Origin of the sequence: Rothia sp. P4278, assembly GCF_048512945.1 — a bacterium.
Lineage (GTDB): Bacteria > Actinomycetota > Actinomycetes > Actinomycetales > Micrococcaceae > Rothia.
This window is the reverse complement of record NZ_JBLXXU010000005.1, coordinates 57,027-75,998: the sequence shown is the minus strand read 5'-3', so window position 1 is coordinate 75,998 and position 18,972 is coordinate 57,027. Positions and strand designations below refer to the sequence as shown.

The following is an 18,972-nucleotide window of genomic DNA, read 5'->3' as shown; positions in this document are numbered from 1 at the left end:
CCTGGGAAAGTCAGGTTAGAAGTTCTCGGAGATATCGTCCAGAGGATCGACTGAAGTGCTGGGTTCTAGCTCTTCCATCTCTTCTTCCTCAGCTTCAATGATGCCGAGCTTGACCATGGTCTTATACTTAATTTCTTCGGTCAGCTCGGGGTTATCCTTGAGGAAACGACGAACGTTTTCCTTACCCTGGCCTAGCTGGTCACCCTCGTAGGTGAACCAGGCGCCGGACTTCTTGACCACGTTGTGGTCAACAGCCAGGTCAAGGATTCCACCTTCAACCGAGATACCCTCACCGTAGAGAATATCGAATTCGGCTTGCTTAAAGGGCGGAGCCATCTTGTTCTTGACGACCTTGGCGCGGGTGCGGTTACCGATGGGGTTAGCGCCGTCCTTAAGAGTCTCAATACGGCGGATATCGATACGCACCGACGCATAGAACTTGAGCGCCTTACCACCGGTGGTGGTTTCGGGTGAACCGAAGAAAACACCGATCTTCTCGCGAAGCTGGTTGATAAAGATAGCGGTGGTGTTGGTAGAGGCCAGACGACCGGTAATCTTACGCAGAGCCTGGGACATCAGGCGAGCCTGCAGACCCACGTGGGAGTCACCCATTTCGCCTTCGATTTCAGCGCGGGGAACCAGGGCGGCTACGGAGTCAACCACAATGATGTCGATGGAGCCGGAGCCCACCAGCATGTCCATAATTTCCAGGGCTTGCTCACCGGTATCAGGCTGGGATACCAACAGGGCATCGGTGTCAACACCCAACTTGGCTGCGTATACCGGGTCCAGAGCGTGTTCAGCATCGATGAAGGCGGCAATGCCACCCTGCTTCTGAACGTTGGCAACCGCGTGCAAGGCAACCGTGGTCTTACCGGAAGACTCAGGGCCGTAGATTTCCACGACACGACCGCGAGGCAGTCCACCAATACCCAGGGCGGCGTCCAGGGCAAGCGCCCCGGTAGAAATAGTTTCAACCTTGGTGGCTTCCTTGTCACCCAGGCGCATCACTGAGCCCTTGCCGTAGTTCTTATCGATCTGGGCAAGAACAGCTTCAAGTGCCTTTTCGCGGCCTTCAGCCGGAACCTGACCTACGGACTGCATGCGAGTTTTCGCTGCCATACATCTTCCTCATTTCTTATCGCGGAGCCGGTTTTCCTTCTGGTCTCCACGGTAATACGGGTGGCTGACACTTTAGGGAATAGGCCGCAGATTCTTGTAAACCTGTGGATAATTCTTCTCTGCGCCGCCACACCACTGTTATCTGTACACAATAGTACACAAACTAGAACATATTTTCTATTAAGTACGAATAGTTTTCTATTGGGCTCCCTGCCACACCCAACTCCCCAGCTAGGGGGCAGACGGTATGTCCGGGCCGAGCCTACGTGCTTCGGGGACGTCCTGTTCCCGGCAAATCGCGAGCCAGACGGTGCGCACATCGGCACCAGCCTCCAGAGCTTGCCCCGCAGTCAGGTCCCCAAAATCACCCGGAACTAAATCCCGCACCAGATGCTTGGCATAGGCTGGGCCAAACTCGTGGTCCATGGCAGCCCAGAATTCACTAAGTTTCATCCTATCCTCTTCCTGCTCGCAGATAGAAGGAGCCGGCTCCCCCTGTGAGGGACCCGGCTCCTTGTCCTACGCTCACTCCGTTTTATCGGGTCAGGAGAGGGCGTTCAACGGCAGGAATGTCTCGGCTTGAAGTAGCCGCGATTCCGTATTCACGCTTGAACTGCTCGGAGAATTCTGCGGGCACAGTATCGGGTACCGAGAAGCCTTCTTCAACAGCCATGCGGTGGGATACTTCGCCCAGCATAGCTGAGAGTGAGATGTTGAGAGCCTGGCAGATAGAGGCAAGAAGCTCAGATGAGGCTTCCTTCTGACCGCGTTCTACCTCACTGAGGTAGCCAAGGGAGACTCGCGCAGAGTGTGAAACTTCACGGAGGGTTCGCCCCTGTCGCTGGCGGACATCGCGCAGGACTTCGCCAATTGCGTGGCGGAGCAGAATAACTTTACCGGTGTCTTGGGCGGGGACAGTGTTCTCGGTCTGACCCACATCCTTCCAACGGACGACACCGTTCACGGATACGGGTTGCTTAGTCATTTTTATACCAATCTCCTGGTGATCGTGCTCCCGGTAGATCAGGAGCTGTGTACTTCAGCCTAACGTAATTGCTACGTGTTCGTCAGCTCAAGTTGAGAATAAGTCACGTAAGTTCACGTTTTATTCTTATGACATCTATCTAAACCTACAGTTCTGTGTTTTCATTCCCTGTTTGCTGAAAAATTCATCTGAAAATTTCCTGGAAATTTTGAGGAGGTAGTGTGCGAGCATCCTCAGCCCCCCCCGCTAAGAATTATTCACGATAGCTTCAGCCAGCAAAAGCAGGGCATGGTGAGCGGCCTGTACCCGAATCCCAGCCCGCCCCCCGGCGTAGTTCTTCTCGACGACACAGCTACCTGTGGGACCGTATACCGCCAGGTAGACCCGGCCAACAGGCTTACCGTCACATGGCTCCGGGCCAGCAGCGCCCGTTGTGGCAACACCGTAGTCGGCACCGCAAACCCGGGCCGTCCCAGCGGCCATAGCTAGGGCAACATCGGGATCCACCGCACCGCGCTCAGCCAGAAGACCGACCGGAACCCCCAACACCTGAGCCTTAACCTCGGTAGCGTATGAGATAACGCCACCCCGGTAGACGGCAGAAGCACCGGGCACCGAACAGATGAACTGGCCCACCATGCCACCGGTCAAAGACTCAGCGGTTGCCAGCAGGCACCCCGACTCTCTTGCCACTGCAACGAGCTGGGCGGCGGCTTCCTCCAGGTGGAACTGAGCGTCAGGAGCTTGCATAACAGGAACCTACTTGCTCTGCTGGGCGTAATAGTCGCGGCGCAACCGCATAGCCTTCAGCACATAATCAATACCGGTAACTACAGTCACTAACACAACAGCGGCCATGAGCAGCCAGCCCGGCCAGAGTGCCCAGCTACCCAAAAGGCCCAGAGGCAGGATCATCAGCACCAGGGCAAGGGTCTGCAAAACGGTTTTGAGCTTACCTCCCTTAGAGGCGGCCATCACACCGTACTTGATAATGAACAGGCGCATCACGGTAATGCCCCACTCGCGCACCAGAATGACCAGGGTGACCCACCACCACAGCTCCCCCAGCATAGAAAGAACAACAAAGGCGGCACCGGTCAGAAGCTTATCGGCAATCGGGTCGGCAATCTTTCCGAAGCTGGTAATCAGCCCCCGCGAGCGGGCCAGGTGACCGTCAAGCCAGTCGGTAATCATAGCCAGGATAAAGATGACGACGGCCCACCAGCGCAGGCCCATATCGCTAGCACCGTAGACCCCACCGCCCAGCAGGGCCCAGACGAAGAGGGGAACCATAACAATACGCAGGGCCGTCAGGGCATTGGGTATGTTCCAGTTTGATACGGTACCGGGGTTATGCTCAGACATCGGTTCTCCTTAGAGTAGAGCGGGGGCCGGGGATCAAGGGGCTATCTGCCGGTCAGGTTCCAGGCGTCTTCGCTGTCGGGTTCGTCCATGGTGTCGTAGTAGTCCACAGCTTCTGGGACTCCGTCGTTCATGTGAGCAACTGGGTCATTGCCGTAGGTATCATCAGTGGCCTCCACCGGGGGCTCTTGACCACGAATCTTTGCTAGGACGGTGGGCAGGTCATCGGGCTGAACCAGAACGTCACGGGCCTTGGACCCCTCGGAGGGGCCAACGACCTCGCGGGATTCGAGCAGGTCCATGAGGCGGCCAGCCTTAGCAAACCCTACACGGAGCTTACGCTGCAGCATGGAGGTTGAACCGAACTGGGTGTTCACCACTAGTTCAGCGGCCCGCAAGAGATCATCGAGGTCATCTCCAATGTCATCATCAATCTTCTTGGAGGGGGCAACAGCGATGACGTCCTCGCGGTAGATGGCGGGAGCCTGCTTCTTAACGTGCTCCACGACCTCGTGGATTTCGGACTCGCTCACCCAGGCACCCTGAACACGCATGGGTTTGGAAGCACCCATGGGCAGGAAGAGGGCATCACCCTGGCCAATCAGTTTCTCGGCACCGGGCTGATCAAGGACCACGCGGGAGTCAGTCACCGATGAGGTCGCAAAAGCCATACGCGAAGGCACGTTAGCCTTAATCAGGCCGGTCACAACGTCCACCGATGGGCGCTGGGTTGCCAGTACCAGGTGGATACCGGCGGCACGAGCTAGCTGGGTGATACGCACAATAGATTCTTCAACATCGCGCGGGGCCACCAGCATGAGGTCAGCAAGCTCGTCCACAATGACCAGCAGGTAGGGGTAGGCCTTAATCTGGCGCTTAGAACCGGGATCTGGCTGAATCTTGCCGGCCTTGACCGCCTTGTTGAAATCATCAATGTGCTTGTAGCCGTAGTGGGCCAGGTCATCGTAGCGGGCGTCCATCTCACGCACAACCCACTGAAGGGCCTCGGCGGCCTTCTTGGGGTTGGTGATGATGGGCGTAATCAGGTGGGGCACGCCCTCGTAGGCGGTAAGTTCTACGCGCTTGGGGTCCACCATAATCAGGCGAACCTGATCGGGGGTGGAGCGCATCAGGATGGAGGTAATCATGGAGTTCACGAAGGAGGACTTACCGGCACCGGTCGCACCAGCCACCAGCATGTGCGGCATCTTAGCCAGGTTGGCAATGACGAAGCCACCTTCAACGTCCTTACCAACGCCCATGACCATGGGGTGCTCGGTTGCGTGAGCCTTAGCCGAACGCAGGACATCACCCAGCACCACGATTTCGCGGTCGGTATTGGGAATCTCAATACCGATGGCGCTCTTGCCGGGAATGGGCGACAGGATACGCACATCGTCCGAAGCTACCGCGTAGGCAATGTTCTTGGACAGAGCGGTAACGCGTTCCACCTTGGTACCAGAGCCCAGCTCAATCTCGTAGCGGGTGACCGTGGGTCCACGGGAGAAGCCGGTGACTTCGGCATCGACCTTGAACTGATCCAGCACGTTGGTCAGGGCCTCAACGACCTGCTCATTGGCTTCGGACTTTTCCTTAGCGGGGGGGCCTGCTTCGAGCATGCTCTCGGTAGGCAGGGCGTAGGTACCGGTTGAGGACTCCACAACCAGTTCCCCACGGGGCTGTTCGGTTGTCTCTGCAACGGTGTGGTTCTGAATTTTAGCGGCGGGCCGTTCAAGGCGGGGCGCTGGGGTGTCCGCAGGCTTAGCAGGTGCTGAACCCTTGGCTGCGGCTCCAGTCAGGGCGGCACCGAGGGCAGAGCCGGTTGCAGAACCCGCAGCGGTAGGCCTAGCAGAAGGTCGAGGCACAGAAGGCGCACGAGGCGCTACGGGCTTCTGAGGGGTCGGGGCTTCCAGGGCAACCGGTGCCTCATCGACAGGTTCTTCCCAGGCTTCAAGAGTCTTGGGAAGTTCTGCTTCTACCTCAGGTTCAGGCAGACGGCCGTATTCAGCGGCCGCCCGCTGAGCCTGGTCCAGCCGCTGGGCAGGTGCATCGGAGGTACGATAACCGTCATCGGCCCAGGCGCCCTGGTCAAAGAGCTGGCCCTGCTTTTTAGCGGCCTTAGCAGCTGCCCGCTTTTCTTTCCGAGTCTGCTTGCGGGGTGCCTCAACATCAAAGGCTTCTTGTGGGTGAGCGCTGACAGGGCGACCACCGGTGGCGGTGACACGCCCTACGGGAGTGGTATCGGTTTCAGGCTCAGAAAGAAGGGCGCTCTGGTAGGCCTCATCGCCCTCGTAACGGTCAAGCCTGGGGTCGGTGTCGGGCCGCGCCCCAAAACCTAGCCAGCCCAGCAGCCCACCACGGCGTGCAGGACTAGGAGTATCAGCAACCTCTTCGTACAGGTAGGAGCGGTCATGCTCCTCATCAAGCACCCGCGTCTCGACTTCATCCTGAGCACGAGCGCGAGATGGACGGCCTGCATCGCGGATAGAGCCGTTGGGTTTCTCCCCCAGGAGCACACTGAAAATGAAAACAAGCTTCGGCCAAACCTGACGCAGGGGCGTATCAGTAGCAACCAGTACACCGGCGCAGAAGACCAGTGCAATGACCAGCCATTCCAGCACAGAAATGCCACCTACAATACGGCTAGCGGGCGTACCGATGAGAACACCAATGGTTCCACCGCCACCCCAGAAGTCATCAAAGTTATTGGAAAAAGTGGGGTAACCAGCTACCTTGGCTCCCATCATTGAAGCCGAAACCGTCATGATAGTAAACCCGATAGCGATCCGGTTATTTTCCCTAACCTCCAGGGGATGACGGAAAATACGGATAGCAAAAATGAGGCAGAGAATGGGTATGAGCAGTGAGCCTTGACCAAAGAGCCCGCCCACAATGATGTGCCACAGGTGCAGAGGCCACTCGTACCAGGAGAGGGAAGCTGCGGTATCAACACGCCAGCCCCACCATTCCACACCGGCAGTCAGCAGACCGATAGCCAGGATAAAGAGAGCTCCCCCATCGCGGCGTTCGTGAAGTTCGATATCGGTGCGCAGGGCACCCATACGGCGGATAGCACCACCGATGATGAAGGCAAGAGCTTGCCAGGCACCCACAATAGCTCGAATGAAGATATTGCTTTCCTGAGCCGGTGCGGGGGCACCCTTTTTCCCTCGGCCTTTGGCTGAGGTTGAACGCCGTGAGGACGCCCTTGAGCCACTCCCGGTGGAGCGGGGAGCTGATTTACTCGATGCAGACTTTCGCGGAGCCATTCTTCTCAATACAAGTCGGTGACGGTGTGCAGTTCAGACGGTCGCTGGCACCGGGTGGTGGGCGACCGTAGTTCTTAACAGACTACAGCCACCGGCTCCCCCGTGCAGGGGTAAAGCCGGTGGCAGAGTCATCGTGAGGGTAGCTTCTCAGCATTGGGCTGAGCCACTCCCCCGCCCTGCCTGCCCTGGGTATAACCGAGGCGGGCAGATGCTTTAGCTGTTATCGGCCTCAGCGGTGTGGGTTTCGATGACCACAGGAACAATCATGGGCTTACGGCGCAGGCGGCGCGCAACCCAGGCCCCCACTGTGCGGCGGACAATCTGCTGCAGCTGGTGGGCGGTGTGAACCCGTTCGGGTGCCCGGTGCAGGGCATCTTCCAGGGCCGCAGTAATTTTGGGGGTGATGTCGTCAAAGACCGAGTCGTCTTCTGCGATACCGCGGGCGTGAATATCGGGGCCGGTCACAACACGCTTGGTGGCACGGTCAATCACGGTCACAATCGACACGAAGCCTTCTTCTCCCAGGACGCGGCGGTCTTTGAGGTCGTCTTCGGTCACATGGCCTACTGACTTACCATCAACGTAGACGTATTCACAGGGGACCTGTCCGACGATTTCGGCCATGCCGTCCTTGAGGTCAACAACGGTACCCGAATCACAGATGAGAACGCGGTCGGTCTTGATGCCGGTTTCCACGGCCAGGTTACCGCTGGCAAGCAGGTGGCGAACTTCACCGTGAACGGGCATGACGTTCTTGGGCTTCAGAATGTTGTAGCAGTAGAGCAGTTCGCCCGCTGCGGCGTGACCCGATACGTGGACCTTAGCATTGCCCTTGTGGACCACATTGGCTCCCAGCTTCATCAGGCCGTTAATCACGCGGTAAACAGAGGTTTCGTTGCCGGGAATCAGTGAGGATGCCAAGATGATGGTGTCACCCTGCTCAACCTGAACCTTGTGGTCTCCGTTTGCCATACGGGACAGGGCTGCCATGGGTTCGCCCTGGGAACCGGTGCACATCATAACAATCTGGTCGGGGCGGTAGTCATCAACCTTTTTAAGGTCAACGAGCAGACCATCTGGCACCTTGAGGTAGCCCAGCTTCTCGGCGATGGTCATATTGCGGACCATGGAGCGGCCCACTAGGACCACCTTGCGGCCGCGTTCTGCCGCGGCATCCAGCACCTGCTGTACACGGTGGACATGCGAGGAGAAGGAGGCAACGATAACGCGCTTCTTGGCATCGCGCATGACGTTAGAGATAACGGGCCCGATGTTCTTCTCGGTGGGGGTGAAGCCGGGGACCTCAGCGTTAGTGGAGTCCGGTAGGAAGAGGTCAATGCCTTCTTCGCCCAGGCGGGCAAAGTGGCGCAGGTCGGTCAGGCGTCCGTCGAGGGGTAGCTGATCCATCTTGAAGTCACCGGTGTGCAGGGCCTTACCTGCCTGGGTACGGATAAAGACAGCCAGGGCGTCGGGAATGGAATGGTTAACCGCCACAAATTCACATTCGAAGGGGCCAAAGCGCTCAACCTGGCCTTCAAGGACTTCCATGGTGTAGGGCTTGATGCGGTGTTCCTGTAGCTTAGCTTCAACCAGTGCCAGGGTCAGCTGTGAGCCAACCAAGGGAATATCTGGGCGGCGACGCAGGAGATAGGGAACAGCGCCGATGTGGTCTTCGTGGCCGTGGGTCAGCACGAGTGCTACAACATCGTCCAGTCGGTCTTTGATGTAGTTCAGGTCAGGAAGAATCAGGTCAACGCCGGGCTGAGACTCTTCGGGGAAGAGCACGCCACAGTCAACGATGAGCAGTTTGCCGTTGATCTCGTAGACGGTCATGTTGCGGCCAACTTCGCCCAGGCCACCCAGGGGGACAACGCGGAGGGTGTCTTTCCTGAGTTTGGGGGGAAGGTGCGGACTGGTTACTGTTTGCATGTGTTCTCTTATCTGTCGATTTATTTTTTCTCAATACGGGCAAAGCGGGCCACCTCAAAATCGCATGATTTTGGGTGAACCCGCCGGACCCCGCAATAGGTCTTTACTTAAGGAGGGAGGAAGCGATAACGGAACCTTCAAGGTCTGCTCGCATGAGCGCCGCTTCGGCTTCAGTGGCTACCGCATGGGGTAGGCGCACGGTCTTGGTTTCAAGCAGGCCCTGCCACTGCAGAATCTGTTTGGCGGCAACGCACCCGGGTACGCGACTCATGGCCGCACGCACGATGGGGGCAAGGTCAAGGTGGATCTGCTGGGCGGTTGCTAGATCCCCGGCAAGGGCGGAGTCAATGAGCTTGCGGAAGAGTTCGGGGGCTAGGTGGCTGGTGACACCAACCAGGCCCACAGCGCCCATAGCAATCCAGGGCAGGGTCAGCCCGTCATCACCTGAGTAGTATTGCAGGTCAGTGGTTTCCATGACCTCGGTAGCAGCGGTGAAATCAGCCTTGGCATCCTTGACCGCAACGATATTCTCGTGGCTGGCCAGGGCACGGTAAACCTCGGGGCTAATTGCGATACCCGCTCGACCGGGAATGTCGTAGAGCATGACGGGGGTTTTAACCGCGTCCGCCAGGGTGCGGAAGTGGGCTTCAAGGCCGGTCTGAGTGGGCTTGTTGTAGTAGGGGGTAACAACCAGTAGGCCATCTACGCCTACGGCCTCAGCGCGGGAGGCTAGGTGCAGGGTGTGGGCGGTGTCGTTAGAACCAACACCAGCAACAATCTTGGCGCGGTCCCCCACGGCCTCTTTGACGATGCGGAAAACGCGTTCGTTTTCCTCATCGGTCATGGTGGAATATTCGCCGGTTGTGCCGCACACAATCAGGCCGTCGTGGCCACGGTCAACCAGGTTTTGAGCAAGCCCAGCGGTAGCGGCTTCGTCAATTTCGCCGTTTGCGGTAAAGGGGGTGACCATAGCGGTCAGGAGTCGCCCAAAGACGGGCTCGGTGGCTTTTACTGTGTGCGGTGAAGTCTCAGACATACTAATAAGGTTACCTTATTCTGGGGTTACGGGAGGGTGAGTTTACTTATTGCTGAAGTAGCCAAGCAAACTTTTAGACAGAGATACTGGCTACTGACCCGCCACGGTAGAGGCTAATAGCGGCTCGCATAGCCTTACGGGCTCGTTTACGGTCACCGGCAGCATCGTAAGCCAGCGATAGATTGAACCAGTGTGACCAGTCCTGCGGGTAATTCTCAACGGCCTGAGCGTAATCAGCGAACTGGGCATCGGCGGCGGCGCGTTCTATGCGACCTGAGTCGGTTCGCGGCAGGTTATCTTCCGGGAGCTTTCCCTCAGCAGCCATAAGCGAGGCAAGTTGCTGGGTGCGGGCCCCAAAGACAATTTCACGAACCATAGCCCAAGCCCCCAAGACAGGCAGAACGATCAGGGCTAGCCCTAAGGCCATACCCACCGGCCCCGCGCCCTGCATAAGGAGCACCCCGCGCTGGGCGGTCAGGGCAAGGTAGAGGCTCAGAGCCACTGTCACCAGTGAGGCAAAGATTCTTCCCCGACCACCGGCGTCCACCGCAATAAAAACCGCGCAGAAAACACCGACAGCTAACAAGAAGAGCCGAGTTCCCAAAGGCAGAGGCAGAACCATAAGGGTCAGAACTGCTAGGACGATGGCTCCGGCCGTAAATAAGCGCAGTGAACCCATCGGGTTAGGTCAGATCCATGTAGCGGTCTAGCCCAAGGGCCAGACCGGGGTGGGAGGCAACCTGCCGAACACCCAGAAGGACACCGGGCATAAAGCTGGTGCGCTCAAAAGAATCGTGGCGGATCACCAGCTGCTGGCCAGGATCACCCAGCAAGATTTCCTGGTGTGCAGTCAGACCGCGCAGACGCACAGCGTGGACGTTAACGCCCTCTACACGGGCACCGCGTGAGCCGCCCTCATCGGTTTCTGTGGCGTCGGGTGACTGGCCCACACCGGCGGCTCTGCGAGCCTCAGCAATTTTCTTGGCGGTATGGACGGCAGTACCGGAGGGGGCATCAACCTTATTGGGGTGGTGCATCTCGATGACCTCAACGGACTCAAAGTACTTAGCCGCTTTAGCTGCAAACTCTGTTGCAAGAATCGAGCCGATAGCAAAGTTGGGGGCGATAAGCACACCAACCTGCGGGTGCTCAGCTAGCAGAGCCTCAAGGGAGGCCAGACGCCCCTCGGTCCAGCCGGTAGTACCCACAACAGCATGGATACCGTGCTCCACTGCGAAACGAACATTAGTCTCGGTAGCGGCAGGAACAGTCAGGTCAATCATGACTTCAGCGCCGTGCTCAAGGATGAGATCCAGGGAATCATCTCGGCCCAGGGCAGCAACCAGATCCATATCCGCAGCGGTGTTCACCGCCTTAACAGCCTCAGCCCCCATGCGACCTGCGGCTCCCACCACAGCGACTTTCCATACCTTGCTCATGTGTTTCCCTCGTAATAGCTAGTAAACAGTACGGGTAAGCCAGACACTACCCGCATATGACGCGTGGTGATGGCAGGCCATACGCTAACGAGTCACATCACTACTCTAGCCAACAGGACCAGGCTACGCACCCCAACCTGGGCAAACCCAGCGTATTCACCGCAACCAGGACAGGTAGAAAATACCGCAAGCTGCCAGCTGCTATTGCCTAACATACTCAAGCCACCAGGCACAGAAACGACCAACACCTCTCCGGCTATAGCGTCAAAACCCCACCTAGCTCTTACACTAGATAGGGTGCCCTAGCACAGCTGACTATGACCCCCTAAGGACCCATGAAAGACGACCACGTTTTTTACTCCGATGTTCACCCACCCGAAGGCCAGGGTCATTTTGTCCTGCGCGGGTTGGACGGTATCCGTGCGCTCGCCGTCCTGCTGGTGGTTATCTACCATTTCTGGCCCCAGCACCTACCCGGTGGAATGATCGGTGTCGATATCTTCTTCGTCATTTCCGGCTACCTGATTACCGCGCTCCTACTGCGCGAAGGCGCCTACACCGGAAAAATGGATATTGTCTCCTTCTGGATCCGTCGCTTACGCCGCCTTGTCCCGGCTTTTGCTTGGCTCAGCCTGGTTGTGGGCGCGCTGGCACTACTCGTGGGAGGGGACGCTCAAGTCGGGCTAGGCCGCCAGATTCTGGGCGCTTTTACCTACTCATCTAACTGGCTATTGATCGGTGCCGGTAACGACTACTTTGTGCAGACCTCACCTGAGCTGATGACCAACTTCTGGTCGCTGGCTCTTGAAGAGCAGTTCTACTTCTTCTGGCCGGTCATTATGGTCTTCGTCTTCATGTTCACCGCCAAATGGTGGCAGCGGGCACTGGTTCCGGCAATTTTAGGTGTGCTCTCATTACTCACAGCACTGGTTCTCACTTTCATCGGTGCCTCCACAACCCGCCTCTACTACGGTACGGACACCCACCTCTACGGGCTGATGCTCGGCGTTCTTCTGGCCATGTTGGTGCCCTGGTCTATGTACCCGCCGGTTGACCCCCGCCTTTATGACCATGTGGGCTACGGCAACGGAATCTGGGGCTGGATCCGCCAGCTCATCGGATGGGCTTGCCTGGGGCTGGTCTTCCCCCTGGCCCTGGCTCTGACCGATCAGCGCCCAAGCCTGCTCATCCCCTGGGGCCTACTGGCAGGGTCTCTATTAGGTCTTGGCATGATTCAGGCGCTTCTACCCGATGTGCGCGGTGGCACCAGCAACCTCTTTAGAGGCTTACTTTCGCTCTACCCCCTCGTGTGGGTAGGTCAGCGTTCCTACGGCATCTACCTGTGGCACTGGCCGCTCATGGTCCTCGCCCACTACACCTTCGGTGCCGCACGCTCCCCCTGGGTAAACGGCGGAGTTCTTATGCTAACGCTGGTGATTGCGGGACTGTCCTACATTTATATTGAACAGCCGGTTCGTAAACTGGGTTTCCGCGGTGCAATTACAGCCTGGCTTTCCGCTATGTTCGTTCCCGGCCAGAGAACCCTGCCGCTGGCTTCAGCGGCGCTCACTGCGGTTGTGCTCATTTGCACGGTTTTTGCAGTTCGCACAGCGCCAACTATGACCGAGGCCCAGGCTGTCGTCGCAGCAGGGGAAAACTACACCGAGTCAGAGAACCCATCACGGGCGCCCGAAGCCGCAGAAACCCAAGTAGCTGAGACCAGCGAAGAAAGCCACACCCCCAGCCCCTCCCCCAGCGCGACTGCAGATCTTCTACCGGCTACTGCTGAGGGCCAAAGCGTCACCATCGTTGGGGACTCAGTCACCTTGGCTTCTGCGGCTGCGCTCGGGCAGGCAATGCCACTTGCAAGGGTTAATGCCGAGGTCTCCCGCACCAGTTCAGCGGCCCTACCTCTCATCGAGCAAATGACCAAGGACAGCCAGACAGGTCAGGTACTGGTTCTTTCTGTGACCGCTAACTCAACATTCACACTGGAGCAACTGGAAACACTCAAAGCTACCGTTTCACCCGATGACCAGCGAAAGATTGTGCTGGTAACAGGTCTGGGGCCAGCAAACCTCACCTGGATAGAGCCCTCCAACAAGGTCATCCGTGAATTTGCGCAGAAGAACCCCGGCACCGTCTTTATTGCTGACTGGCAGGCCGCAGCAAGCGGCCACCCGGAGTACCTTGTCTCTGATGGCGTACACCCCCAGGGACAGGGCCTTACGGTCTACGCCTCAACTGTTAAAGCGGCGGTAGCGCAAGCGGTTGCCGCCAACCGGCCCTAGTCCTCTGCCGTCCATCACCCTGACATTGCGGGTAAAGCTAAAGCCCCTCCCCCTGTTATCAGGGAGGGGCTTTGACCATTTGCTATTTCACAATGGTAGTGACCCATTCCTGCTTGGATAGGAAAGCCGCAAGCTCTTGAACCTCTTCGAGGGTAACAGATCGGATCCCCTCTAGGAGCTCGTCAAGGCTCCGGAATTGGCCTGAATCCAGTTCTGCACGCCCCAGACGACTCATCCGGGACCCCGCGTCTTCGCTCCCCAGAATGGTTCCGCCACCCAGCTGCCCGAGCACCTTATCCAGCTCGTCCTGGGTGAGCCCGTCACGGACCAATTCATCAAAGGTTGAGCGCATGAGCTCACCTACCTGCTGGGTCTTAGCCGGTAGGCACCCGGCGTACATGCCGAAGTAGCCCGCATCGGAGTAGGAGCCGCTAAAGGAGAAAGTGGAGTAGGCAAGGCCACGTTTTTCGCGGATTTCCTGGAAAAGGCGGGAGGACATTCCACCACCCAGGGCGCTATTGAGCACGCTCATCACATACCGGCGGTCATCGCCAGCTACCAGGCCGGGGCAACCCATCACAATGTTGGTTTGCTCGAACCCTTTATCCAGGGTCCGCTCCCGAGCGCCCGGAACAATAACTGCCTGCTGGCGGGACCGGCGAGGTGCAGGGGCCTTCCCCTCGGTGAGGTCCCAGCCCCGGTTATCCAGTGATTCGAGAACTAGCTGAACGATATGTGAGTGGTTTAGGCTACCCGCTGCAGAAATAACCAGCCTGTCCGGGGTGTAGAACTTCTTGTAGTGTTCCCAGACCTTATCGCGGGCTACTTCTGTAATCTCCTGAGGGGTACCACCGATAGGCCGCCCCAGAGGGTTCTGCCCCATGAGCTGTTCAATAAAGGATTCAAAAGCAACGTCGGTGGGGTCATCTTGGTCCATAGCGATTTCTTCCAGGATGACACCGCGCTCCTGTTCCAAGAGCTCAGGGTCCAGTACCGCGCCAGTCACCATATCAGCGATAAGGTCGATTGCCATAGCGGTGTCGTCATCGAGCACACGCGCATAGTAGCAGGTGTGTTCTTTAGCGGTCAGCGCATTGGACTCACCACCTACGCGGTCAAAGGCATGGGCTATATCTAATGCTGTACGACTGGGGGTACCCTTGAACAGAAGGTGTTCTAAGAAGTGCGTAGAACCCAGCATGCCGGGCTGTTCATCGCGGGAGCCAACGCCCACCCAAAAGCCAAGAGAAATACTGCGCTGGGAGGGCATACGTTCAGTAATCACGCGAACGCCACCGGGTAAGACGCTACGGCGAACCTCGTTACCGCCTTCCCCCACATAGATCAGACGACCATTCAGATAATCAAGCTCACCGGCGAGATCCGCCAGGGTGATGGGTAGTTCTATGGGCATAGTGCGCTTTCTATAGATCAGACATATCCAGGCATATACCTTACCGGAGCAAACACAAAACCTAGTGCTGTGACTTGACGGGCTAGGTACACACGGGCAGTCATCAAGGATAGTAATATGGCAAGGTATATTCGCAGAACTACTGACTAAGGCCCTACCCAAGCCCTAGGAACCTGAAGTCAGCCCCTAAAGGAAGATAAAGCAAGCCCCTGACAAGGCATACTTGTTCAAACAGCATGTGATGAGTCAAGGTTTTGCTGGCAGGGCGAATCTCCGCGATTGCAAGGTTTCAACCCCTTTGACTTATAAAGAGGGAAACTCATCGAGTGATGAGTTTCCCTCTTTATTCTTTAGCGACAGGGCATCGACCTAAGTCAAAATCCTGCTTTTAGCCTTCAGTGGCTTCGCTGTCTTCTTCCGCAACAACCGGAATCAGTGACAGCTTGCCACGGTCGTCAATCTTGGCGATCTCAACCTGAACCTTCTGCCCTACACCGACGACATCTTCAACGTCGTCAACGCGCTTGCCATCATTGAGCTTACGAAGCTCGCTAATGTGAAGCAGGCCGTCCTTGCCGGGGGTCAAAGATACGAAAGCGCCGAAGGCAGTTGTCTTCACAACGGTACCCAGGTAGCGTTCGCCAATCTCAGGAACCTGCGGGTTAGCAATCGCATTGATAGCTGCGCGAGCTGCTTCCGCGGACGGGCCATCGGTTGCACCGATGTAGACGGTGCCGTCATCTTCGATAGAGATGTCGGTCCCGGTCTCTTCCTGGATCTGGTTGATCATCTTGCCCTTGGGCCCGATGACCTCACCAATCTTGGCAACGGGAACCTTCACCGAAATCACGCGGGGCGCAAAGTCGCTCATCTCATCGGGAGCGTCAATGGCGGCATTGATAACTTCCAAGATGTGCAGGCGTGCTTCGCGTGCCTGGGTCAGGGCACCGGCCAGAACCGAGGCGGGAATACCGTCCAGCTTGGTATCAAGCTGGATAGCAGTCACGAACTCACTGGTACCCGCTACCTTGAAGTCCATATCTCCCAGTGCATCTTCTGCACCGAGGATATCGGTGAGAGCTGCATAGCGAGTTTCGCCGTTGACCTCATCGGAGACAAGGCCCATAGCGATACCCGCTACAGGTGCACGCAGGGGCACACCTGCGTTGAGCAGGGAAAGGGTTGAAGCGCAAACTGAGCCCATGGAGGTTGAACCATTGGAGCCCAAGGCTTCTGACACCTGGCGGATTGCGTAGGGAAAATCCTCGCGGTCCGGAAGGACCGGAGTGATGGCACGCTCGGCCAGGGCACCGTGACCGATTTCGCGTCGTTTGGGGGAACCAACGCGACCGGTTTCACCTGTGGAATAGGGTGGGAAGTTGTAGTGGTGGATGTAGCGCTTGGACTTGACCGGGTAGAGTGAGTCCAGCTGCTGTTCCATTTTAAGCATATTTAGCGTAGTCACACCCATAATTTGGGTTTCACCACGCTCGAAAATTGCTGAGCCGTGTACGCGAGGCAGAACCTCAACCTCGGCGGTGAGCTGACGGATATCGGTCAGGCCGCGGCCATCGATACGAACCTGCTCTGTCAGAATTCGCTGACGTACAAGGTGCTTGCTCAGGGCGTTGAATGCTGCGTTAACTTCGTCTTCGCGGCCTTCAAATTCTTTACCTTCGCCAGCGAGTGCTTCGAGAACTTCCTGCTGAAGGTTAGCAGATGCCAGTTCGCGCTCCTGCTTACCTGCGATGGAGTAGACCTCCACGATCTTGGGTTCAAAAGCCTTGACGGCTTCATCTACCTCTGCGGCACGTTCGCCAAAGATGGGGAGTTCCATAGCGGGCTTGCCTGCGCGTGCAGCCAGGTCTGACTGGGCCTTGCACAGAGCGGCGATGAAAGGCTTTGCGGCTTCTAGGCCCTCAGAGACAATCTCTTCGGTGGGTGCGGTGGCACCGTTTTCCTTGATGAGCTTCCAGGAGGTATCGGTAGCTTCAGCCTCAACCATCATGATGGCAACGTCTTCGGTACCGTCTGCCTTAGTCACGACGCGACCGGCAACGGCCATGTCGAAGACCGCGTTCTCAAGCTGGGAGAACTTGGGGAAGCAGACCCACTGGTCATCTATCAAGGCAATGCGTACGCCGCCGATGGGGCCAGCGAAGGGTGCACCTGAAAGGGTGGTGGAGCAGGATGCGGCGTTGATAGCTACAGTGTTGTAGATTTCATCGGGGTCGATGGTCAGAACGGTAACAACAACCTGGACCTCGTTGCGGATACCCTTCTTGAAGACAGGGCGCAGAGGGCGGTCAATCAGACGCGCAGCCAGGATCGCTTCGGTTGAGGGGCGGCCCTCGCGGCGGAAGAAGGAGCCGGGAATCTTACCGGCTGCGTACATACGCTCTTCAACGTCTACGGTGAGAGGGAAGAAGTCAAAACCTTCTCGGGGGCTCTTGCCAACGGCGGTGGCCGAGAGCAGGGTCGTATCTTCGTCGATAGTGACCAGAGCTGCGCCAGCTGCCTGCTGGGCTAGGCGGCCTGTTTCAAAGCGTACAAGGCGCTTTCCAAACTTGCCGTTGTCGATGATTGCTTCTGCAAATTGAATTTCGGGACCTTCCAAGGTTCCTCCGTTTCCTTATCTGCGCCGCGCTGCTGGTCATCGATTGAGGCTCACAGTGGGAGCACCCTTGACGGGTGTCTTCTGTAAACCGCTACCGAGGACCGTGACAATGCGCGACGACTTCGTAGTTTATGTTGATGTTCTCTTGGGAGAACTATAAGGGCGTCACTGCCCCACACTGACTCCGTGTTCCAAGGAACCCGAAGTTACTGGTGGATTACAGTGGCGCCCTCACTCTGGTGCAGCCTTCGCCTTAGCGACGGATACCGAGGCGTTCGATAAGTGCACGGTAACGTTCAATATCGATGCTCTTGAGGTAGCCCAGCAGGTTACGGCGACGACCAACAAGGATCATGAGGCCACGACGTGAGTGGTGGTCATGCTTGTGGAACTTGAGATGTTCGGTCAGGTCGGTGATGCGACGAGTCAGAACTGCAACCTGAACCTCGGGTGAACCGGTGTCACCTTCGTGGGTTGCGTATTCCTTCATGATTTCTTGCTTGATGGCGGGATCGAGTGCCACTTTATAACTCCTAGAGTTAGTGCCGTGTACGGCCCGACTAGTGTTTGCTAGCGGGAGCAAAAATCTAACGATTTTTGTATTCTGACTGCCACGGACCGCAGTCGAAGAATATTTACTTGGTTAACCCCACTAAGGGGCCACTCTCAAGGCTATAGCAAAGCGGTGCGGGGTTTCAAGACGGGCTTCTCACTATTTAGTGTGAGTATATCTACCTTTGTATGCAGTTTACTCGTAGAGCGGGAGAGCGCTGATACTGTAGCCCTCCCCGCTGGTAGATACAGATCCTTCATCAGGGTAGTTACCGAACCAGTCCGGTGCGATAGAGAAGTCCCAGTTAATGTAGTAAGAGCTGGCCTGCCCTACCTGGGACAGACCCTTAAACCATGTGAGTTGGAAAGGAATTGATACCTTTTCCATGTAGTTATCGGCTTTCTTAGCCAAGAGGCGGTAAGGAACTTGGGAACGAATCTCTACAAGGCGCTCTACCCCTGACCCAATGGTCTGGGTTTCAGATGCGGAAGCTTTCGTGACGGTGGCGGTTGATTTGACTCCACTGGCACTCACCACAAAGGCGGCAGAACCGACGACTTCCTCTACCTTAAAGGCGGTAACGGTGCCTAGCTCTGCGGGGGGAACAACTTGCCATTGCCCTGAATTGATGCTGTAGGAGGTTCGGCCGCCGGAGCTATCAGGCTCCCCAAAAGCCGTAAACGACTTCGTTCCGGTAACAGTAATAGTTACAGCGGGTACAATCGTGTTGGAACTGGGTGAGACCTGACCCGAAGGGTGTGATGCTGCGTACGCCGGGATAGTAGTAGAAGCAACCACAGCAGGAATAGACCAGGCTGCGCCCTTTGTTACTGTTCGACGGGTTAGATTTTCTGTCATTTGATTCTTTCGTTCTATGTAAACGGTATACGCAACGAACCCAAACGTCAGTTCTAAGCTCATTTTACCCACCGGGTGAGTTTAAAAAACCTTGAGC

General features: G+C 57.0%; 15 protein-coding genes. 1 reads left to right on the top strand and 14 read right to left on the bottom strand.

Annotated elements, in window-relative coordinates; all coding sequences use genetic code 11:
- Nucleotides 1-15: 15 nt before the first annotated feature.
- The 10 genes from recA to dapB form a co-directional block, all read right to left on the bottom strand.
- Nucleotides 16-1,122, bottom strand: coding sequence for a recombinase RecA (gene recA / locus ACN085_RS09555; protein WP_419105148.1), 1,107 nt, complete (start codon nucleotides 1,120-1,122; stop codon nucleotides 16-18).
- A gap of 231 nt (nucleotides 1,123-1,353) precedes the next feature.
- Complete coding sequence (locus ACN085_RS09550) at nucleotides 1,354-1,575, bottom strand: DUF3046 domain-containing protein (RefSeq protein WP_419111387.1); 222 nt, start codon at nucleotides 1,573-1,575, stop codon at nucleotides 1,354-1,356.
- Between the two features lie 82 nt (nucleotides 1,576-1,657).
- Entirely contained in the window at nucleotides 1,658-2,107 is a 450-nt protein-coding gene (locus ACN085_RS09545; protein WP_419100175.1) for a helix-turn-helix domain-containing protein, read from the bottom strand.
- Nucleotides 2,108-2,353: 246 nt separating this feature from the next.
- Complete coding sequence (locus tag ACN085_RS09540) at nucleotides 2,354-2,857, bottom strand: CinA family protein (RefSeq protein ID WP_419111386.1); 504 nt, start codon at nucleotides 2,855-2,857, stop codon at nucleotides 2,354-2,356.
- Nucleotides 2,858-2,866: 9 nt separating this feature from the next.
- Complete coding sequence (gene pgsA / locus ACN085_RS09535) at nucleotides 2,867-3,472, bottom strand: CDP-diacylglycerol--glycerol-3-phosphate 3-phosphatidyltransferase (RefSeq protein ID WP_419100176.1); 606 nt, start codon at nucleotides 3,470-3,472, stop codon at nucleotides 2,867-2,869.
- A 41-nt stretch (nucleotides 3,473-3,513) separates the two neighbouring features.
- Nucleotides 3,514-6,738, bottom strand: coding sequence for a DNA translocase FtsK 4TM domain-containing protein (locus ACN085_RS09530; RefSeq protein ID WP_419111385.1), 3,225 nt, complete (start codon nucleotides 6,736-6,738; stop codon nucleotides 3,514-3,516).
- 213 nt (nucleotides 6,739-6,951) lie between these two features.
- Nucleotides 6,952-8,667, bottom strand: coding sequence for a ribonuclease J (locus ACN085_RS09525; RefSeq protein WP_419100178.1), 1,716 nt, complete (start codon nucleotides 8,665-8,667; stop codon nucleotides 6,952-6,954).
- 103 nt (nucleotides 8,668-8,770) lie between these two features.
- Nucleotides 8,771-9,703, bottom strand: a complete 933-nt coding sequence (dapA, locus tag ACN085_RS09520; RefSeq protein ID WP_419100179.1) for a 4-hydroxy-tetrahydrodipicolinate synthase — start codon at nucleotides 9,701-9,703, stop codon at nucleotides 8,771-8,773.
- Between the two features lie 73 nt (nucleotides 9,704-9,776).
- Nucleotides 9,777-10,382, bottom strand: a complete 606-nt coding sequence (locus tag ACN085_RS09515; RefSeq protein ID WP_419105151.1) for a hypothetical protein — start codon at nucleotides 10,380-10,382, stop codon at nucleotides 9,777-9,779.
- Nucleotides 10,383-10,386: 4 nt separating this feature from the next.
- Nucleotides 10,387-11,142 (bottom strand): 4-hydroxy-tetrahydrodipicolinate reductase, encoded by a 756-nt coding sequence (dapB, locus tag ACN085_RS09510; protein ID WP_419111384.1) that lies wholly within the window; start codon nucleotides 11,140-11,142, stop codon nucleotides 10,387-10,389.
- A gap of 335 nt (nucleotides 11,143-11,477) precedes the next feature.
- Between dapB and ACN085_RS09505 the strand changes: the two genes are divergently transcribed.
- Complete coding sequence (locus ACN085_RS09505) at nucleotides 11,478-13,433, top strand: acyltransferase family protein (protein ID WP_419111383.1); 1,956 nt, start codon at nucleotides 11,478-11,480, stop codon at nucleotides 13,431-13,433.
- A gap of 82 nt (nucleotides 13,434-13,515) precedes the next feature.
- Here ACN085_RS09505 and ACN085_RS09500 read toward each other — a convergent pair whose 3' ends face one another.
- From ACN085_RS09500 to ACN085_RS09485, 4 genes are all read right to left on the bottom strand, one after another.
- Nucleotides 13,516-14,847, bottom strand: a complete 1,332-nt coding sequence (locus tag ACN085_RS09500; protein WP_419105154.1) for a M16 family metallopeptidase — start codon at nucleotides 14,845-14,847, stop codon at nucleotides 13,516-13,518.
- Between the two features lie 388 nt (nucleotides 14,848-15,235).
- A complete protein-coding gene (locus ACN085_RS09495; protein ID WP_419105155.1) occupies nucleotides 15,236-17,464 on the bottom strand; it encodes a polyribonucleotide nucleotidyltransferase in 2,229 nt (742 codons plus the stop codon).
- A gap of 253 nt (nucleotides 17,465-17,717) precedes the next feature.
- The gene (rpsO, locus tag ACN085_RS09490; RefSeq protein WP_419100185.1) at nucleotides 17,718-17,987 is read right to left on the bottom strand and encodes a 30S ribosomal protein S15; all 270 of its coding nucleotides are present in this window, start codon (nucleotides 17,985-17,987) and stop codon (nucleotides 17,718-17,720) included.
- A 225-nt stretch (nucleotides 17,988-18,212) separates the two neighbouring features.
- Complete coding sequence (locus tag ACN085_RS09485) at nucleotides 18,213-18,875, bottom strand: hypothetical protein (protein ID WP_419111382.1); 663 nt, start codon at nucleotides 18,873-18,875, stop codon at nucleotides 18,213-18,215.
- Nucleotides 18,876-18,972: the final 97 nt, after the last annotated feature.

What these genes read in the sequence shown, in the direction of transcription:
- recA (WP_419105148.1), bottom strand. Translation starts at nt 1,122, where the DNA reads ATGGCAGCGAAAACTCGCATGCAGTCCGTAGGTCAGGTTCCGGCTGAA.
- ACN085_RS09550 (WP_419111387.1), bottom strand. Translation starts at nt 1,575, where the DNA reads ATGAAACTTAGTGAATTCTGGGCTGCCATGGACCACGAGTTTGGCCCA.
- ACN085_RS09545 (WP_419100175.1), bottom strand. Translation starts at nt 2,107, where the DNA reads ATGACTAAGCAACCCGTATCCGTGAACGGTGTCGTCCGTTGGAAGGAT.
- ACN085_RS09540 (WP_419111386.1), bottom strand. Translation starts at nt 2,857, where the DNA reads ATGCAAGCTCCTGACGCTCAGTTCCACCTGGAGGAAGCCGCCGCCCAG.
- pgsA (WP_419100176.1), bottom strand. Translation starts at nt 3,472, where the DNA reads ATGTCTGAGCATAACCCCGGTACCGTATCAAACTGGAACATACCCAAT.
- ACN085_RS09530 (WP_419111385.1), bottom strand. Translation starts at nt 6,738, where the DNA reads ATGGCTCCGCGAAAGTCTGCATCGAGTAAATCAGCTCCCCGCTCCACC.
- ACN085_RS09525 (WP_419100178.1), bottom strand. Translation starts at nt 8,667, where the DNA reads ATGCAAACAGTAACCAGTCCGCACCTTCCCCCCAAACTCAGGAAAGAC.
- dapA (WP_419100179.1), bottom strand. Translation starts at nt 9,703, where the DNA reads ATGTCTGAGACTTCACCGCACACAGTAAAAGCCACCGAGCCCGTCTTT.
- ACN085_RS09515 (WP_419105151.1), bottom strand. Translation starts at nt 10,382, where the DNA reads ATGGGTTCACTGCGCTTATTTACGGCCGGAGCCATCGTCCTAGCAGTT.
- dapB (WP_419111384.1), bottom strand. Translation starts at nt 11,142, where the DNA reads ATGAGCAAGGTATGGAAAGTCGCTGTGGTGGGAGCCGCAGGTCGCATG.
- ACN085_RS09505 (WP_419111383.1), top strand. Translation starts at nt 11,478, where the DNA reads ATGAAAGACGACCACGTTTTTTACTCCGATGTTCACCCACCCGAAGGC.
- ACN085_RS09500 (WP_419105154.1), bottom strand. Translation starts at nt 14,847, where the DNA reads ATGCCCATAGAACTACCCATCACCCTGGCGGATCTCGCCGGTGAGCTT.
- ACN085_RS09485 (WP_419111382.1), bottom strand. Translation starts at nt 18,875, where the DNA reads ATGACAGAAAATCTAACCCGTCGAACAGTAACAAAGGGCGCAGCCTGG.